Origin of the sequence: Companilactobacillus sp., from assembly GCF_022484265.1 — a bacterium.
Classification (GTDB): Bacteria; Bacillota; Bacilli; order Lactobacillales; family Lactobacillaceae; genus Companilactobacillus.
Genome location: NZ_JAKVLR010000001.1, coordinates 1364642 through 1381893 on the forward strand (window position 1 = coordinate 1364642; position 17252 = coordinate 1381893).

Sequence of the window (17252 nt, forward strand, 5' to 3'; positions counted from 1 at the left end):
GACGCAAAAATCGAGCCCAATTACTGGACTCGATTTTTTATTGTCTAATTTACTTCTGTTAATTTTCCTTCTCTTAATTCCAATACTCGGTCACACAATGCCAATGAGCTGTGGCGATGCGTGACTAACACAACAGTCCCGTGATAATGGACTTTGACGGTTCTTAAAATCAGGGCTTCATTGACGACATCTAAGTTGCTTGTAGGTTCATCCAAAATCAGCAGTGAGCTCTCACGGACTAATGCTCGCGCTAATTCTAAACGCTGAATCTCACCAGCAGATAAGACTTGGTCAGCACTTGAGATCATCGTGTCCAATCCCTTATACAAACTGTTGATGGTATCGGTCAGATCTAACCATCCTAAGACTTCCCAAATTTTTTCATCCGTGATTTGGGTATCACGTAACGTTAGGTTTTCACGAATACTGGCGTTAAAAACTTGAGCCGTTTGAGGAACATATTTGATGGTCCTACGCAATTGGTCTAAGTCGTATGATTTGGCATCGTCATCGTTAACCTCAACGACGCCTTGTTGAGCCGCATACCAACGCATGACTAACTTCATAATGGTACTCTTTCCAGCACCACTGGGACCAATCAATCCAACACGTTCACCCTGTTTGACCTTTAAGTTTACTGAATCAAGTATGACATCATCTGGACGCTGTGGATAAGCGAACGAAACTTTTTTCAAGCTAAAATCATTGATGGTTTGAATTGTTTCAGTTCCCTCATCATCCACTAATGGCTTCTCATCCAACAACTCAAAGACATGACGTGCTGCTAACAATCCACCTGCTAGAGATCCTGGTAAATTACCTAAAGCTAGGACTCGGCTGAAGGTAAACGGAAAGACTAAGGCCCAAACTAAGGATACGTTGGTCAATTTAGCAACGACCACGAACAGGATCAAACTAACGACCATAGTCAGCTGCATGCTCAAAGCATTGCGAACTTGGCCAGTACTTCTTTGACGTTCAAGCTGCCAATAATGCTTGCTAGTATTATTCAACTGTTTTAAATGCGAGTCGACTGCTTGATACTGTTGCAATTCAGACTTGCCATTGATTGCGTCGGACATCAAGCGCTGTTCCTGCAAATCTGCTTGATTCAAGTCATCGGTCAAACTAGTTAAATGACGTTGACTCCAGATTGGATAAACTAACCCTATTAATAGGTAAGAAACTAAGGCAATAATGCCTAAATATGGCTGTACCAACCAAAATCCAACCACAAACACAATCGATGTTAAAAAGCCGAGTACGACTGGCGAGATCGTATGTGCGTAAAAGATTTCGATCTGGTCGATATCTTGAGCCAACAATTTCAAAACGTCGCTACTACGAGCGTCATCTAACTTGGCAGGTGCCAACTTGAGAATTTTTTGATAGACCATATTTCTCATATTTGACAGGATCTTGAAGGCTGCCAAATGTCCTAAATACTGTTCGCCAAATCTAGCTACCCCACCAACTAAAGCTAGGACGATAATCCACAGCCAAAGAGCAGATACTGGATGGAAAAAGGCGCTAAAACCTTGCCACAAAATACCGATTTGGAAAAAAGTTGCGACTAGTCCGGCAATAATGCTTGCTAGCAAGATCCAATTCAAGCGGCCGGCTGTTTTTAATAATCTCATCAATAATTTCATTGCAATCCGGCCTCCTGTAATAGATTTTGTTGAGCCTGAACTAGAGCTTTAAATTCAGGGACTTGTTTCTGCAAGCTTGAGAAATCCCCTGCAATTAATTTTTTGTCGGAGATCAAATACAATTTTGAAAGTTGTTCTAAATCAGCTAATCGATGCGTGATCAATAAAACAATCTTAGTAGAAGAAATCTTTTTAATAACGTTTAAGATCGTATCAGCATTTTCAGGGTCAATGTTTGAAGTGACCTCGTCAAAAATATACACATCCTTATCGCTCAAAACAGCTCGAGCGACGGCAATTTGTTGACGTTGACCTGGAGATAGCTGCGAACCATTCTCCCCGACTGGAGTTTTGAAACCTTCAGGTAATTCCGAAACAAACTGACAAAGATTTAACTCTTCCAGTTGTTGTTTCCAGTCAGCTGGATGTGGTCCTAATAATAGATTATCTTCAATTGTGCCATCGAATAACGCCGTTACAGGTCCTAGGTAAGCAACGTGTTTAAGCCAAGTCAGTGGCGCAATGTTTGCCAGGTCAGTTTGACTGTTTAACTTGATTTCTCCATTTAGTAGTGGAATTTGTTGCATCAACGTTTTAGCCAATGTACTCTTCCCGCTACCACTAGGTCCAGTCAATCCAACGACTTGTCCTGGTTTTAACGTTAATTCAGTGATATTTAATAGCGAGTCCTGGTAACCAAAGTCGCCACAGAATTCGATTTTTTCAATGGAATTTAATGATTCTGCATTGGTTGATTGCACTGGTTTGTCTGCGTCGATAATGGAAAATAAATGTTTGATTTTTGGAAGTGTCGACATAAAGACGTGCATGAAGTAGCCGAATTTACGAAAGTCGATCAGCCAAATGGCCGTCAACGTACTCAAGCCGACCGCTGCACTGATGGTCAAAGTTCCGGCCAGGACTGCTTGTCCTTGGGCGAATAGGAAAAATCCAATCGCACCATATAAGAAGAAATCCATGATTGTCAGCGACTGAAGCTGATAAACCAGAACCCCCATTGTTTTTTGGCGGAAATTCTCAGAATCATTTTTAAAATCCTTGGCATATTCATGTTGGCGCTGATCCATGATCAAAGTTGACATCCCTAAGAAGTCATCGAGAAAACGTTGGCCCATTCGGTTAAAACTGCCAATATAGGCAAGATTAGTTTTGTCGCCCATACCTTGAAGCATCCCCATGCCCATTCCAAGAAGCAGAATGCCAGCAAATGGAATCAAGACTGTCAGTGGATGGATGAATATGCCGACCACGATGACAACCACGCCCATCAAGGCTAATTGCAAAATCGTCGGAATGATCGTGTCGAAAAATATTGTGACGCTTTTCAACGTCCGCAAATCTTGATGCAACACTTTCATCACATCATCGTCAGAAGTATCGGTCGTTTTTAAATAAGCTTTCAAATACCGGTCCTGCAAGTCACGACTGGCTAACACTGCCCAGCCATTCTTGTTGATCTGCTTAATCGCAGATAAATAAATCACTGTGACCAAAATTTGAAAACCAATGATCCAATATAAAACTGGACTGACCACACCCACGGAGATCCACTGTGCGCCCGCCCAAAGGACCGTAACTACTAACAATTCGCTTAGCCACTGCCCCAGAATTTGGATCCACATCTTCCAGCGAGCAGAAGCCCCTAGCCCCCACAATCTTTTAACCATAAAATCGCCTCTCATTGAAAAATAAATTCTATCTTTAATACAACAATTATATGAGAGAGAAATGCTAATGTCGAAGATTTTTATCAAATGATAAATATATTTTTCATTACACTTCTGACTAAAATCACTTTTAATAAATTAAATTCCAATTATTAGAAATAATTAGATATTTTCAGAAAGCATCTTGAAAACCCTTGATATATCAACAATTGATTTTTTAGAAAAATTAGAACCATTATTAAAAAACACTTGTAATTTACAATCTATGAGTGTACATTAGTAGTTAATTCCTTACCCATAAATTATTCGGTAAGAAATCATAATAAAGATATCAAGAAAGGAAGAAAAGCATATGAATGTTGGTCTTGTCGGCGTTACTGGTTATTCCGGTAGCGTGCTCTACGAATTATTACTGCGACATCCTAACGTTGATCACGTCAACTTATACGGACACGCACAAAAAGTAGCACAATCTTTAGAATCGGTACTACCTGGACTGCGACGACGCGATAACATATTGCCTTATAATTCTGCTGATATCATGAAAAATAATGAAATGGTATTTTTCGCAACCTCGGCTGGAGTCACAACTGAGTTAGCTAAGCCGTTTATCGACGCTAACTTCCCTGTGATCGACCTAGCCGGTGACTATCGTTTGAAGTCACGTGACGTTTACAAGAAATGGTACAAAAAAGAAGCACCAGAAGAGAAATACTTGCAAAAGTCACATTATGGAATCACTGATTTTACTAGTTCTAAGAATGAAACTTACGTTTCAAATCCTGGCTGCTACGCCACATCAACTATCTTGGCTCTAGCACCACTAGTACAAAATCATCTGATCGACCCAACTTCAATCGTAGTGGATGCCAAATCTGGTACATCCGGTGCGGGAAAGAAATTAACTGAAATTACTCATTTCAGTAAAACCAATGAAAATCTGCAACTGTATAAGGTAAATCAACATCAACACATTCCTGAAATTGTTCAACAATTGCAAGAATGGGACGAAGACGTACCTTATATTCAGTTTACAACTACATTATTACCACTGACACGTGGAATCATGGCCAGTTGCTATGCAAAGGCAAAACCTGACATAACTGAAGAAGACGTCAAAAAAGCATTCGTCCAAACTTATTCAGACGACACCTTTGTAACTGCTACTGAAGGAGTATTCCCAACTTTGAAACAAGTTGTCGGAACCAACTTCTGTGACATAGGTTATCAATTAAACCCTGTTACCCATCAAATCGTGATAATCAGTGTGATTGATAACCTCCTAAAAGGTGCTGCCGGACAAGCGATTCAAAACTTTAACCAAATGTTTGATTACGCACCGGAGACAGGATTAGATCTAATCCCTGTCTTACCTAATTAGGAGGAATTTTTTTATTCTAAAATCTGAAGACGAAACCGGCTTTAATATCGTGCCGTTTACCTGGCCAAAGGGATACAAATCTGACGGAGTCCATGCCGGACTTCGTAAAGATAAAAAAGATATGGGCTGGATTTTTTCAGAAACTCCTGCCCAAGCTGCTGGAACTTACACCACAAATCAATTTCAAGCAGCTCCAACTAAATTGACTAAGAATACCATCAATCAGGATCACAAATTACAAGCAATCATCATGAATTCAGCAAACGCCAATTCAGTCACCGGAAACCAAGGCGACCTTGACGCTGCTAAATCTCAAAAACTAGTCGCTGATAAATTAGGTATCGACCAAGATCTTGTTGGCGTTGCATCAACTGGCGTTATCGGCGAACCTTTGCCAATGGATATCATTGAAAAAGGTATCAATGAACTGCAGTTGCTAGATAACGACAATGCAACCTATGCGATCCTAACGACTGACAAGCATAACAAAACCATTTCTACCCAAGTTCAAGTAGCTGGAAAAACTGTTACTATCTCAGGATTCTGTAAAGGTTCTGGTATGATCCATCCCAAAATGGCAACCATGCTGGGATTTGTCTTAACAGACGCAAAAGTAGCTGACGGTTTGTTACAACTGATGTTGAGCAACGAAGTTGAGACTACCTTTAACCAGATCACCGTTGACGGCGATACTTCTACCAACGATATGGTTGTCACCATGGCCAACGGACAAGCCGGCAATGATGAATTAACAACTGATAGTCCTGACTATCAAAACTTCGTTTCTGCTTTTAACAAAGTCTTAGCTGAACTTGCCAAAGATATTGCTGCTGATGGCGAAGGTGCCACTAAATTAGTAGAAGTAAACGTTAAAAACGCTGCTAATCATGACGACGCCCAGAAAGTTTCCAAGGCAATCGTTGGTTCAAGTTTAGTTAAAACCGCTATTTTTGGACAAGATGCCAACTGGGGCCGGATCATTGCAGCAATCGGTCAAACGAACGCCAAAGTCGATATCGACCACACTTCAGTTTGGCTCAACGGTTTAGCTCTAGTCGACAATAGCAAAACTGCTAACTTCGACGAAGCTGAAATGAAAGAATCACTTGGAAACGATAAAATCACCATTTTAGTTGACCTCAATTCGGGAACAGCTACAGGTCAAGCCTGGGGCTGCGACCTTACTTACAATTATGTCCGAATCAATGCATCTTACAGAAGCTAATTAAACTAGAACATAAATTTAAGTATGAGGTGAAAGATTATGAAGGAAACAATCGTTATTAAAATAGGTGGAAACGCGTCTGACCAATTGCCAGCGACATTTTTTAAACAAATCAAAGACTGGTGGGAACAAGGCAAAAAAATCTTGATCATCCACGGCGGCGGTCCACAGATCTCCCAATGGAGCGAGAAGATGCACCTATCAGTCAAAAAAATCGACGGTATCAGAGTTACTAATTCCGATACCTTGAATGTCACTAAAGCTGTCCTACTAGGTTTGGTACAGCCAAAACTATGTCAATTCGTTGCTAATGCTGGACTCCCCGTTATCGGTATGAACGCCAGCGACAATCACCTGCTCCAAGGAAATTATTTGAATCAATCAGAATATGGAGAAGTTGGTAAGGTTACTAAGATCAACAAACGTTGGCTCGATGAACAATTACAGGACCAAATCGGTATCCTAGCTCCATTAGCTCAAACTGCTGATGGTCATTGGCTAAATGTCAATGCCGACATGGCCGCTGCCACGATTGCTATTCAATTAGGCGCTGAATCGTTAGTCTTATTGACCGATGTACCCGGCGTGCTGAATTCTGGCAAAGTTGTCCCACAGCTGACCGAAACAGCCGCCAACCAACTGTTCCAAAAGGACGTGATCAAGTCAGGCATGATGCCAAAGATCCAAGCTTCATTCAGAGCTTTGAAAAATGGCGTCAATCAAACCTTTATCACCAACGACTTAGGTCGTCCAGGAACTCAATTTCAATACTAATCACTAACATCAAAATATTTCTGGAGGTTCATTATGGAACACGTTTTCCCAACTTATGCTCGGTTTCCATTCGATCTAGTCGAAGGACATGACGTTTATCTGACCGACAACAATAATAAAACTTATCTCGACTTTACTAGTGGCATCGGTGTTTGTAGCTTCGGTTACAGCAACAAGGTAATCATGGAAAAAGTCGAATCTCAATTACACAAAGTGTGGCATATCTCTAATCTTTACGAGAGCCAAATTCAAGACGAGGTCGCTGATCAATTAACTAATGACGACCAATTAGCTTTTTTCTGTAACTCAGGTACTGAAGCTAACGAAGCAGCCTTTAAACTGGCACGTAAATACACTGGCAAGACCACAGTCCTAGCTTTCAACAATGGATTCCACGGACGTACCTACGGTGCCATGTCACTGACAGGAAATCCAGATATTCAAAAAGGCTTTTTCCCATTAGTCCCCGATGTTGAATTTGCCGACTATAATGATGAAAAAGCTGTCTCAATGATCAATTCAGATCTTGCAGCCGTGATTCTTGAAGTTATCCAAGGCGAAGGTGGCGTTTATGTTGCTGATAAATCTTGGCTGGCTGATATTCAAAAAGCTTGTCACGACAACGGCGTATTGTTGATCATTGACGAAGTACAAACAGGTATCGGAAGAACCGGAACAAAATTTGCATACGAGCAATTCGACCTAGACCCTGACATTATTACATCTGCTAAGGCTCTAGGAAACGGCACCCCAATTGGTGCGATGATTGGCAAAAAGAAACTGGCTAGTGCTTTTGGACCAGGAACTCACGGAACAACCTTTGGTGGCAACAAATTATCAATGGCTGCGGCGAATGGAGTTCTGGAACAACTGACTCCAGAATTTCTTGATTCTGTTCAGGCTAAATCCACATTAGTATGGAAACAATTAAATGACGAGATCAAACCATTGCCAGTCGTGACGGATATCACTGGTCTTGGATTTATGATCGGAATTCATTTAGATGAATCCGTTAACGTTTCAGATATCATTACTAAATTACATCACGAAGGCTTGCTGACACTCTCAGCCAAGCACAATACCCTCCGTTTGCTCCCTCCACTTATTATGGATGAAGACAATCTTTCAAAAGGTATTGAAAAAATCAAACAAGTCCTTTCATAGAATAAAGACACGATTATCTTTAATTAGATATCGCGTTTTTTTTATAAAACCTATAGGTTTTCCCTATAATAAAAAGTTATTCTATTGAATTTGTCGATAAAGTGATATAAATTTAATAATGAAATAGTTTGCGAGAGGAAGTCTATTGCATGGTAGAAAAATTAAAATGGGATCACACTATTATTGATGTCAATGATATCGATGGTGCCATTAAATGGTTTGACGATCTAGGCATCACCTTTCATTATGGCGGGAAACACGAGCAATGGGGAACCTCAAACGCCGTTGGATATTTCGGTTTGAACTACATCGAATTGATGAGCGTCTACAATCCTGAGCTAGCTAGTCATGTCGTCCGCGACGGTGCTACATCTATCTATGACTGCATTCACGATTTACCGCAGCAACACATTAACACGATTGGTTTTAGAACCAACGATATTCAATCCGTTCATGAGCGCTTATTATCACAAAATTTCCCGGTTGAAGATATCCAGACCGGTACTAGAATGGATCCCAAGGGCAATTTGATCACTTGGAAAATTTTCTTCGTTAGAAACAAATTCTTTGAAACACCTTATCCTTACGTAGTTCAATGGAATAACCCTGATTACATCAGAAAAGAAAATTTGATCAAAAAGGGATTGCTAGTTGATCACAAGCGTAAGGGAATTACGGTAAAACAAGCTATTTACCGCGTATCTAATCCGGAAATAATGGCGATAAAATGGGGGCAATTTGTCGGTATTAGTCCAATTAGACAAGGACAAGATTTCGTAATTGATTTTGGACTCAAACAAATCGTCTTCACGTCCGGAACTAGGAATCACATCACCGATTTAGTATTTACCAACTCAGGGGATTTAGCTGGTAAAGTCTTAAAATTCGGCGATGCTAATTTACAATTTGAATAACCATTTATACACATCCATTGCGGTGTGTATTTTTTTTAAACAAAATTCTTGTATTAATATTCGAACGTGTTATTATATAAATCACAAGTTACTTATAAAGTAACAGCGATCAAAAGGAGATCTTATATAATGAAATACGCAATCACAGGTTCAACTGGAAAATTCGGTGGCCAAGCCATCAAAACACTTTTAGAAAAAGTCGATGTTAAGGACATTGTTGCTTTAGCAAGAAACGAAGACAAAGCTAAGAAAGTTTTGCCAGCAGGAATTGAGATCCGTCCTGGTTCTTATGAAGATGCTGATCAACTAGCAGCATCCCTTGAAGGAATTGACCGTCTGCTGTTTATTTCATCGCAACCAGGTCAAGCAACGCCAAGACTTGAACAACATAAAAACGTCGTGGCAGCTGCAAAAAAAGCTAATGTTAAATTTATTGCTTATACTAGTTTCCCACGTGCAACTGAACAAACCGTTCCTTTAGCCCAAGACCACATCGAAACTGAGAAATTGATCAAAGATTCAGGTATCGCCTACTCATTTTTGAGAAACGACTGGTATTTGGAAAACGAAATGGGCTTTATTGCAGGAGCAAAGGCTAACACGCCATTTATTTATTCTGCTGGCGATGGAAAAACTGGTTGGGCACTAGAACGCGAATACGCTGAAGCTGCTGCCAAAGTTTTACTATCAAATGATCCGAAAAAAATCTATGAATTCGCCGGACCAGCCGTGACTTATGCTGATTTAGCAAAAGCTTTACAAGTTGCTACGGGTAACGATTTTGAAATCAAATCTGTTTCTGACGCCGAATTTAAGCAGGCTAGTCTTGACTCAGGTATGGACGAAGCTACTGCTGATATGATGACAAGCTTTCAAACTTGGATACATGATGGTACCCTAGATTCAAACAGCAATGACTTACCTGAAGTCTTGGGTCACGAATTACCAAGTTTAGTAGATTCAGCTAAGGAAGTTCTTGCCAAAATTTAAGGTGTGGTGTGAACAATGAAATATTCACATAAATTAAGCGATGCCGTGCATATCTTGGCATTCGTTGATATTTTTCAAGACGGTGACCTTTCAAGTAAAATGATTGCGTCCAGCGTTGAATCAAATCCAAGTCTGATCAGAAGATTAATGTCGCTTTTGAAAAAAGCCGGCTTGTTGAGTACTCAGCCAGGGACTGTTGCCCCCAAATTAAGTCGACCAGCTTCAGACATCAGTCTGCTTGATATTTATCAGGCTCTGGACGAAGAACGGAATCTTTTGCATATCGATCCCAAAACTAATCCCAATTGTTTGGTCGGCGGAAATATTCAAGAAACCTTGGATGAGGCTTATGCAAGAGTTCAGAGCTCTGCCGAAAAAGAAATGTCGCAGATCACATTGCAAAGTATTATCGATGGAATTTTGGATAGACATGCTAAAAAGACAGCTGATGATTCAAATTCTTAAAAGAATCTCTGACTAATACAAACAACTTTAAAAAGGTAGTGGAAGATAATCAATTAATTATCTCTCACTACCTTTTTGTTTGTTCCGGAACCAATACGGAATATCCTTCACTTCATTTATGCATTATTTTGCTAAAGTTCTTTTATTTTAATTTCATTTATTATAAGTTATGTCTAATTAATACCACAATTAAAACTAATGTAAAGGATACGTAACAGTGGACGAAGAAATTAAAATAATTAAACAACCAGGCTTGAACATTAACAATTCAATTCATTCAGTACATCTATCATCTGCCGAGCGCAAAATTCTATTAAATAAATTGACTGATGCTCAACGGGATACTCTTGAAGAACATAGAAGATTCAGAGTGAATTCAATGCTATTAACTCAGTTTAACGAGACTGGGACTGAATGGATGTTTATTGAAAAACAAATTGATCCAACCTTTGATATACATTTTCCAAATGAATCACGTCTACATTGTTCATGTGGACGAGGAGTCAAATATCTGTATGTCTGTAAATCTAAAGAAAATAATATTATCCAATCTTTCGGCATCAATCATTTAGAACAAGAAGCTGGAATCAGTAAGTCCATTATTAAAGAAATAAAATCTAAAGAGCACCAAATTGATAGAGGACTTGATGAAATCTTAAACTCTGTAAAACTGGGTAACTCCTTCCCCAATGTTGAATATGAATTTCTAAAGGAACGTGGATACATCGAAACTATATTTTCCGATTTGAAACTGGAATATTTATCTGCATTCAAAAAAGTTGATTTACCTATCTATGAAGATGATATGGCAAAATTAGTTGAAAAATGTAAAGAAATCCAACGTGCTCTTGAAGTGAAAAACTCCGAATGGTCATTGCACACTATTGCGGGTGAGGAATTCATTAGACAGGAAAATGATTATTTTCTTGAGAACAGGGAAACTGTTCAAGATGCTTTACTCAATCAACAAGAAAGAGTCATGAATAACGCAAGAAAAATTTTTAAGAAAATTTTTCTACAACATACAAATGTAATCGAAAAATACGACCTTGATACACAAGATGGATTGTTGATACTAATTATATCCGTGCTATTTTCCGAAGAAAATGGGCAGCAAGTTACTCGTAAGAAAACAGTGTTTGACACATTGTATAGATTGAGTAATAAGTATGGATATGATATTTCAAGCTTTGACAAAATATATGAAATGATTTTTGCAATATTAAAAGATGAAGGCATGATCAAGCATGATAATAATATGTGGAAATCGAATTACAAGTAGATCCTACCGGTCAATTTCTCGCTCTAGATCTATCATTTCCAATACTCCTGTTGCACACTCTGCTCCCTTATTTCCGACTTTTCCGCCGGCTCGATTCATAGCTTGATCCATGTTTTCAGTTGTCAGTACTCCGTACATTACGGGAACTTGGCCATTTAATGAAAGATCAGTAATGCCGTTAGCTGATGTTGAACAAACGTAGTCAAAATGGGAAGTTTCCCCACGTACCACTGCTCCCAATGCAATTATTCCATCGACTTGACCACTTTCGGATAGTTTTTTAGCAATTCTTGGTATCTCGACTGCACCGGGTACCCACGCTACAGTAATATCGTCATCTTCAACATTGTATTGCTTCAATTCGTTAACCGCACCACGTAATAATTTTTCCGTCACGAGTTCATTAAATTGAGCTACCACGATACCGATTTTTAATCCCTTGCCGTTTATCTTTCCTCTGATTTCTCTCATCTTAGTTGACCTCCCGTAATAAGTGATGGAACTTAGCTTTTTTCGTTTCTAGGTAATGAACGTTTTCCGGCGTTGGCTTAGTCTCTAGTGGAATTCTTTGGTTAATATCAATTCCCAATTGTGTTAATTTATCGACCTTGTCAGGATTGTTAGTCATCAAATCAACCGACTTGATACCCTCGTGGTTCAAGATTGCTGCAGCAATCCCATATTCGCGTTCGTCAGGTTTAAATCCAAGCTTGACATTGGCTTCAACAGTGTCATAACCCTGCTCTTCCAATTCGTATGCTTTCAATTTGTTTGCTAGACCAATCCCACGTCCTTCTTGACGCAGATAAAGAACTGCACCAGAACCATTTTGTTGGATTTTTCCCAAAGCAGTTTGCAGTTGTTCGCCACAGTCACAACGTTTCGACCCCAAAATGTCGCCAGTCAAGCACTCGGAATGCATTCTAAAAAGCAGTGGAGAATCAGCACGAATGTCGCCCTTACTGATCAACAACGTTGGTTCATCATGATCATTGACTTGGAATGCTTTCAAGTCGAAATCCCCATAACGAGAAGGCAACTTCACATTAGCAATTTCGTGTAAAAAAGTTGAATCCTTCATGTAACGATATTTGATAATATCTTCAATCGTGATCAACTCGAGATCATTTTCTTCTGCAATCACCCGCAAGTCCTTCAAGCGTGCCATCGTTCCGTCATGTTTAACGACCTCACAAATGTATGACACCGGAGAACCACCAGCCAACTTAGCCATGTCGACTGAAGCTTCAGTATGTCCAGTTCTTTCAAACACACCATTTTCAGCAGCAATCAATGGAAAAATATGACCCGGATGGAAAAAGTCGTCATAGGTGCTATCTGGTTGAGCTAGTTTTTGAATCGTCTTGGCACGGTCAAATGCTGAAATACCGGTCGTGGTCGTCTTAGCATCTGTACTGACTGTAAAGGCAGTTCCAAAAGCATCAGTTCCATGAGACACCATTGGTTCAAGTCCTAATCTGTCGGCATAGTCTTTAGTCATTGGAACGCACAATAATCCACGGGCATGCGTGATCATTTTATTGACCGTTTCACCAGTCGCATAGTCAGCCAAACCCACCATGTCACCTTCTGATTCACGATCAGGAGAATCTGCAATGATTATCAAATTACCTTTTTTCAATTGTATTAATGCACTTTCAACTTTGTTAATAATCTCTTCACTAGTCATGTTGGTAAGCCTCCACTTTCGAATCTAAAATGTATTTTCCTAAAATGTCAGTTTCAATATTTACCGTGTCATCAGCGGTTAATTCACCAAGCATGGTATGAGACATGGTGTACGGAATTAGTGACACTTCAAAATACTCCGACGTTGCCTTTGAAACAGTCAAACTAACGCCGTCAATTGCGACCGATCCTTTTTCAACAATATATTTGCGATACTGCGGCTCGATCTGAAATCTTAATACAATTGAATTTTGGTCTGAGCGATGAGCCAGTAACCTTGCTGTCGTATCGACGTGTCCCAGAACAAAGTGACCATCCAACTTTTCGGACGCACCCAGAGCAGGTTCAATGTTAGCGTGATTGCCAATTTCGAGCTGGCTCAAATTGGTCCGACGGAAGGTTTCTGGCATAGACTCAACTTCAAACCCTTCAGCAATCAGCTTTGTGACTGTCAAACAAGTACCGTTGACCGCGATGCTGTCGCCTAACTTGAGCGAAGAATTCCTAAGTTGGTCCAACTTGATTGCTAACGTAAATGTCTCCGCATGTTTTTGAATGTCAGACACAGTGCCGACATCTTTAATTATTCCGGTAAACACGGTCATCCCTCCTCAATTCAATTTTTAAATCTGGCCCAAGTTCAGTGACCTTCGGCGGTAAAAAGTCGATCTCGGTAGCTGGATAATTTGCCCTGATTGCCGGCAAGCTTTGACCACCAAAAATTTTGGGTGCTTGGTAAATAACAACTTGATCGACTCTATCAGCCGCAACAAAAGCAGCTTGCAACTGACTGCCACCCTCGACCAACAATGATTCAATATTTAGTTTTGTTAAGAACTCCAAAATGTTATCCGGCGTCCAATTATCAGACACTTCGACTTGGACGTTCTCAGGAAAACTCTGTTTTGATTCAGTCTGACTTAACAAAAAAATTTTCGAAAATTTATCTTGAAAAATTTTTAAATCCGGACTGACAGTATTTACATCTCGAATCACAACAATCCGAAATGGCGGAAAATTCATTTTTTTAGAACGAACCGTTAACAACGGATCATCGATTTTTAAAGTTCGTTCACCAATCAAAATTGCTTGATTGTGCGACCGCAACTCCTGTGAATCTTGGTAAGCTTTTTCGCCGGTAATCAAAGTTCGGATATCCTTTGACTGATTGATCTTGCCATCTAAGGTCATCGCATACTTCAACGTCACTAGTGGTCGCTTATTTTGATAAAAGAAGTTATAAGCTTGATTGATCCCGCCGGTTTGATTCAACAACTCAACGTCCACATCGTGGTCCAGCAAGTACTTTATGCCGTTACCGCCAACGATTGGATTAGGATCCTTTTGACCGATAACCACTTTCTTGATGCCGACTTCGACCACCTTTTGGACGCACGGCGGCGTCTTGCCAAAATGCGAGCAAGGTTCAAGCGTGACATACATTGTTGCACCCTTGGCATCAGCAATTTTTTCCAAATGGTTCAAGGTATTGATCTCAGCATGAGGACCGCCAAATCTTTCATGGTGACCTTGTGCGAGGACCCGTCCATCCTTGACAATCACTGCTCCCACTTGGGGATTGGTCCAAGTATCGACTCCCTGCTTAGCTTCAAAAAAAGCTAGATCCATTAACTCTTGTGTTTCCAAATCCTATTCACCCCACTAAAAAAGGCCCCGCATAAAAATGCGGGGCCACATTAAATAAGCCAAATAAGATTTCATACGAGAACATCGTAGCCAAAAGAGACTACACCTATGGTATGAAATAATACATGTTTTTCTTCTCCCATCCAGACTTTACTGTCGGTTCTAGAATTTCACTAGGTCAATCGCTTACGCGAGTCACGGACTTCAACTTAAGTTGTCACCGTCGGTCGGGAATTGCACCCTGCCCCGAAGAAATCTATTTAGTTTTCAAAGTGAATATTATCACTAAAAAAATCGTCTGACAATATTATTTTTTAAATTTGTGAAAACGCTTGCTCTAAATCGGCAATCAAATCGCTGTCATCTTCAACACCAACAGATAGTCTGATCAACTCATCTTTGATACCGTTCTTAAGTCTGATCTCACGCGGAATAGCGGCATGTGTCATGACTGCAGGAACTTCGATCAAACTCTCGATTCCACCTAAACTTTCAGCCAGGTCGATCAAGTGCAAACTTTCAACAAATTTTTTCGCATCGAGGCCTTCATTTAATTCAAATGAGATCATCGCACCGAATCCGTTCATCTGCTTCTTGGCAATTTCGTAGCCTTCGCTGTCAGGGTTGCCAGGATAATAAACATTTGCAACCTTGTCATTTTTTTGCAAGTAGTCATAAATGATTTGGGTATTTTCTTGATGAACGCGCATTCTAACACCGAGCGTCTTGATTCCACGCATTAATAGCCAACTGTCATCAGGTCCTAAAGTTGAACCAATAGAGTTTTGCAAAAAGGCTAAATCTTCGGCGATTTTAGGATCGTTAGTAACTGCTAATCCGGCAACAACGTCTGAATGTCCGCCAAGATATTTAGTTGCTGAATGCACCACAATGTTTGCACCGAGTGAGAGTGGATTTTGGTTATAAGGTGTGGCAAAAGTATTATCAACAATCGTCTTCAAATCATGCTTTTTAGCAATATCTGAGATAGCCTTGATATCTGAAACGCGTAGCAATGGATTAGTTGGTGTTTCCAAATAAATAGCCACTGTGTTGTCTTGGATAGCTTTTTCAACAGCATCGAGGTCACGTGTATCAACGACTGTGAATTCCAAACCAAAACGTTTCAAGACTTTGTTGACCAAGCGGAATGTTCCACCGTAGACGTCATTTCCGATGACGATGTGGTCGCCGGCTGAGAATAGTGAAAATGCAGCATGAATAGCTGCTGAGCCTGATGCAAAAGCAAAGGCATTCGTTCCGTTTTCGATGTCAGCAACTAATGATTCTAAAGCTGCACGAGTTGGGTTACCAGTTCTGGAATATTCCCATTTTGGTTCTCCACCTAATTCGTGTTGATGGAATGTCGATGAACGATAAACTGGAATCGATACTGCTCCTGTTGCCTTGTCTTCGCTAATGCCACCGTGGATAAGTTTTGTATTAAATTTCATGTTATTTCTCCTCTTCACCATAAATATTTTTACTTAAATAACGTTCGCTTGAATCTGGGAAAATTGTTACGATCGTAGAATTTTCAGGTAGCTCTTTGGCCACTTGTAAAGCTGCTGCTAGTGCTGCACCAGATGAACTTCCAGCAAAGACACCTTCGTTATCAGCTAACCACTTAACATTTGAAAAAGCATCGTCATCGCTGATTGTTTTTACTTCATCGACTTTGATCGATTTGAAAAATGGTGGGATAAATTCCACACCGATACCTTCTGTTCGATGGGCATGTTCTTGACCACCATTTAAAATTGAGCCTTCCGGTTCAACCGTGATAGCCTTCATTTCAGGATAGGCCTCTTGCAATGCTTGAGTCACACCAACAAATGTACCGCCGGAACCAGAACCGGCAACGAATGCATCGACTTTTTGACCAGGAAGGTCTTTCACTATTTCCGGACCTAAGGTCTTGTAATAAGCTTCTGGATTAGCCGGATTTTCAAATTGTAGCGGAACATATGAATTGTCGATTTCTGCATGAAGCTCTTTAGCCTTGGCAATTGCTCCCTTGATGCCATCCTCAGAAGGAGTGTGAATAATTTCTGCCCCCAACGCTTTCATCAAAATTTGTTTTTCCTGACTGAACTTTTCGGGAACGACTAGCTTGACTGGCAAATGATATTTTTGTGCAGCCAAGGCAACGCCGATGCCGGTATTTCCAGCTGTGGGCTCAATGATCGTCGTACCATCCTTGATAAATCCCTTTTTACGGCCATTTTCGATCAAGTTGACTCCGAGACGATCCTTGACAGAACCGCCGGGATTAAACATTTCTAATTTCGCATAAATTTTTACATTGTTAGGTGCTTTAATATCTAGTTTCAGTAGCGGCGTATCGCCAATAGTCTGATAAATATTTTCTACTAACATTT

The 17252-nt window shown here is 40.2% G+C and carries 16 protein-coding genes and 1 riboswitch; of the genes, 8 read left to right on the top strand and 8 right to left on the bottom strand.

Annotated elements, in window-relative coordinates; all coding sequences use genetic code 11:
* Positions 1 to 44 precede the first annotated feature (44 nt).
* Together LKF16_RS06675 and LKF16_RS06680 are read right to left on the bottom strand one after the other, a co-directional pair.
* Positions 45 to 1652 (bottom strand): amino acid ABC transporter ATP-binding/permease protein, encoded by a 1608-nt coding sequence (locus LKF16_RS06675; RefSeq protein ID WP_291469873.1) that lies wholly within the window; start codon positions 1650 to 1652, stop codon positions 45 to 47.
* Entirely contained in the window at positions 1649 to 3340 is a 1692-nt protein-coding gene (locus tag LKF16_RS06680; RefSeq protein WP_291469875.1) for an ATP-binding cassette domain-containing protein, read from the bottom strand. Before LKF16_RS06680 ends, LKF16_RS06675 begins: the two co-directional genes overlap by 4 nt.
* Positions 3341 to 3692: 352 nt before the next feature.
* Between LKF16_RS06680 and argC the strand changes: the two genes are divergently transcribed.
* The 8 genes from argC (at position 3693) to LKF16_RS06720 (ending at position 11535) form a co-directional block, all read left to right on the top strand.
* Entirely contained in the window at positions 3693 to 4721 is a 1029-nt protein-coding gene (gene argC / locus LKF16_RS06685) for an N-acetyl-gamma-glutamyl-phosphate reductase (protein ID WP_291469876.1), read from the top strand.
* Positions 4722 to 4767: 46 nt separating this feature from the next.
* A complete protein-coding gene (gene argJ / locus LKF16_RS06690) occupies positions 4768 to 5946 on the top strand; it encodes a bifunctional glutamate N-acetyltransferase/amino-acid acetyltransferase ArgJ (RefSeq protein ID WP_434735179.1) in 1179 nt (392 codons plus the stop codon).
* Between the two features lie 39 nt (positions 5947 to 5985).
* Entirely contained in the window at positions 5986 to 6720 is a 735-nt protein-coding gene (argB, locus tag LKF16_RS06695; protein WP_291469878.1) for an acetylglutamate kinase, read from the top strand.
* 33 nt (positions 6721 to 6753) lie between these two features.
* Positions 6754 to 7884, top strand: a complete 1131-nt coding sequence (locus LKF16_RS06700) for an acetylornithine transaminase (RefSeq protein ID WP_291469880.1) — start codon at positions 6754 to 6756, stop codon at positions 7882 to 7884.
* Between the two features lie 149 nt (positions 7885 to 8033).
* A complete protein-coding gene (locus tag LKF16_RS06705) occupies positions 8034 to 8798 on the top strand; it encodes a VOC family protein (RefSeq protein ID WP_291469882.1) in 765 nt (254 codons plus the stop codon).
* A 129-nt stretch (positions 8799 to 8927) separates the two neighbouring features.
* A complete protein-coding gene (locus LKF16_RS06710; protein ID WP_291469884.1) occupies positions 8928 to 9788 on the top strand; it encodes an SDR family oxidoreductase in 861 nt (286 codons plus the stop codon).
* 15 nt (positions 9789 to 9803) lie between these two features.
* Positions 9804 to 10253 carry an Rrf2 family transcriptional regulator gene (locus tag LKF16_RS06715; protein WP_291469885.1) on the top strand — a complete coding sequence of 150 codons (450 nt, stop codon included), beginning with the start codon at positions 9804 to 9806 and terminating at the stop codon, positions 10251 to 10253.
* Positions 10254 to 10470: 217 nt separating this feature from the next.
* Positions 10471 to 11535, top strand: a complete 1065-nt coding sequence (locus LKF16_RS06720; RefSeq protein ID WP_291469886.1) for a hypothetical protein — start codon at positions 10471 to 10473, stop codon at positions 11533 to 11535.
* A gap of 3 nt (positions 11536 to 11538) precedes the next feature.
* Here the strand turns inward: LKF16_RS06720 and ribH are convergent, their stop codons facing one another.
* The 6 genes from ribH to LKF16_RS06750 form a co-directional block, all read right to left on the bottom strand.
* Positions 11539 to 12006 (bottom strand): 6,7-dimethyl-8-ribityllumazine synthase, encoded by a 468-nt coding sequence (gene ribH / locus LKF16_RS06725; RefSeq protein WP_291469887.1) that lies wholly within the window; start codon positions 12004 to 12006, stop codon positions 11539 to 11541.
* Between the two features lies 1 nt (position 12007).
* Entirely contained in the window at positions 12008 to 13225 is a 1218-nt protein-coding gene (gene ribA, locus LKF16_RS06730; protein ID WP_291469889.1) for a GTP cyclohydrolase II, read from the bottom strand.
* Positions 13218 to 13823 carry a riboflavin synthase gene (locus LKF16_RS06735; protein ID WP_291469890.1) on the bottom strand — a complete coding sequence of 202 codons (606 nt, stop codon included), beginning with the start codon at positions 13821 to 13823 and terminating at the stop codon, positions 13218 to 13220. Before LKF16_RS06735 ends, ribA begins: the two co-directional genes overlap by 8 nt.
* Positions 13804 to 14871, bottom strand: coding sequence for a bifunctional diaminohydroxyphosphoribosylaminopyrimidine deaminase/5-amino-6-(5-phosphoribosylamino)uracil reductase RibD (gene ribD, locus LKF16_RS06740; RefSeq protein WP_291469892.1), 1068 nt, complete (start codon positions 14869 to 14871; stop codon positions 13804 to 13806). The genes LKF16_RS06735 and ribD overlap by 20 nt, the downstream gene beginning before the upstream one ends.
* Before the next feature lie 127 nt (positions 14872 to 14998).
* A riboswitch (FMN riboswitch) is annotated at positions 14999 to 15129 on the bottom strand.
* A gap of 56 nt (positions 15130 to 15185) precedes the next feature.
* Positions 15186 to 16325 carry a trans-sulfuration enzyme family protein gene (locus LKF16_RS06745; RefSeq protein ID WP_291469893.1) on the bottom strand — a complete coding sequence of 380 codons (1140 nt, stop codon included), beginning with the start codon at positions 16323 to 16325 and terminating at the stop codon, positions 15186 to 15188.
* A 1-nt stretch (position 16326) separates the two neighbouring features.
* Positions 16327 to 17250 (bottom strand): PLP-dependent cysteine synthase family protein, encoded by a 924-nt coding sequence (locus LKF16_RS06750; RefSeq protein ID WP_291469894.1) that lies wholly within the window; start codon positions 17248 to 17250, stop codon positions 16327 to 16329.
* Between the last annotated feature and the right edge of the window lie 2 nt (positions 17251 to 17252).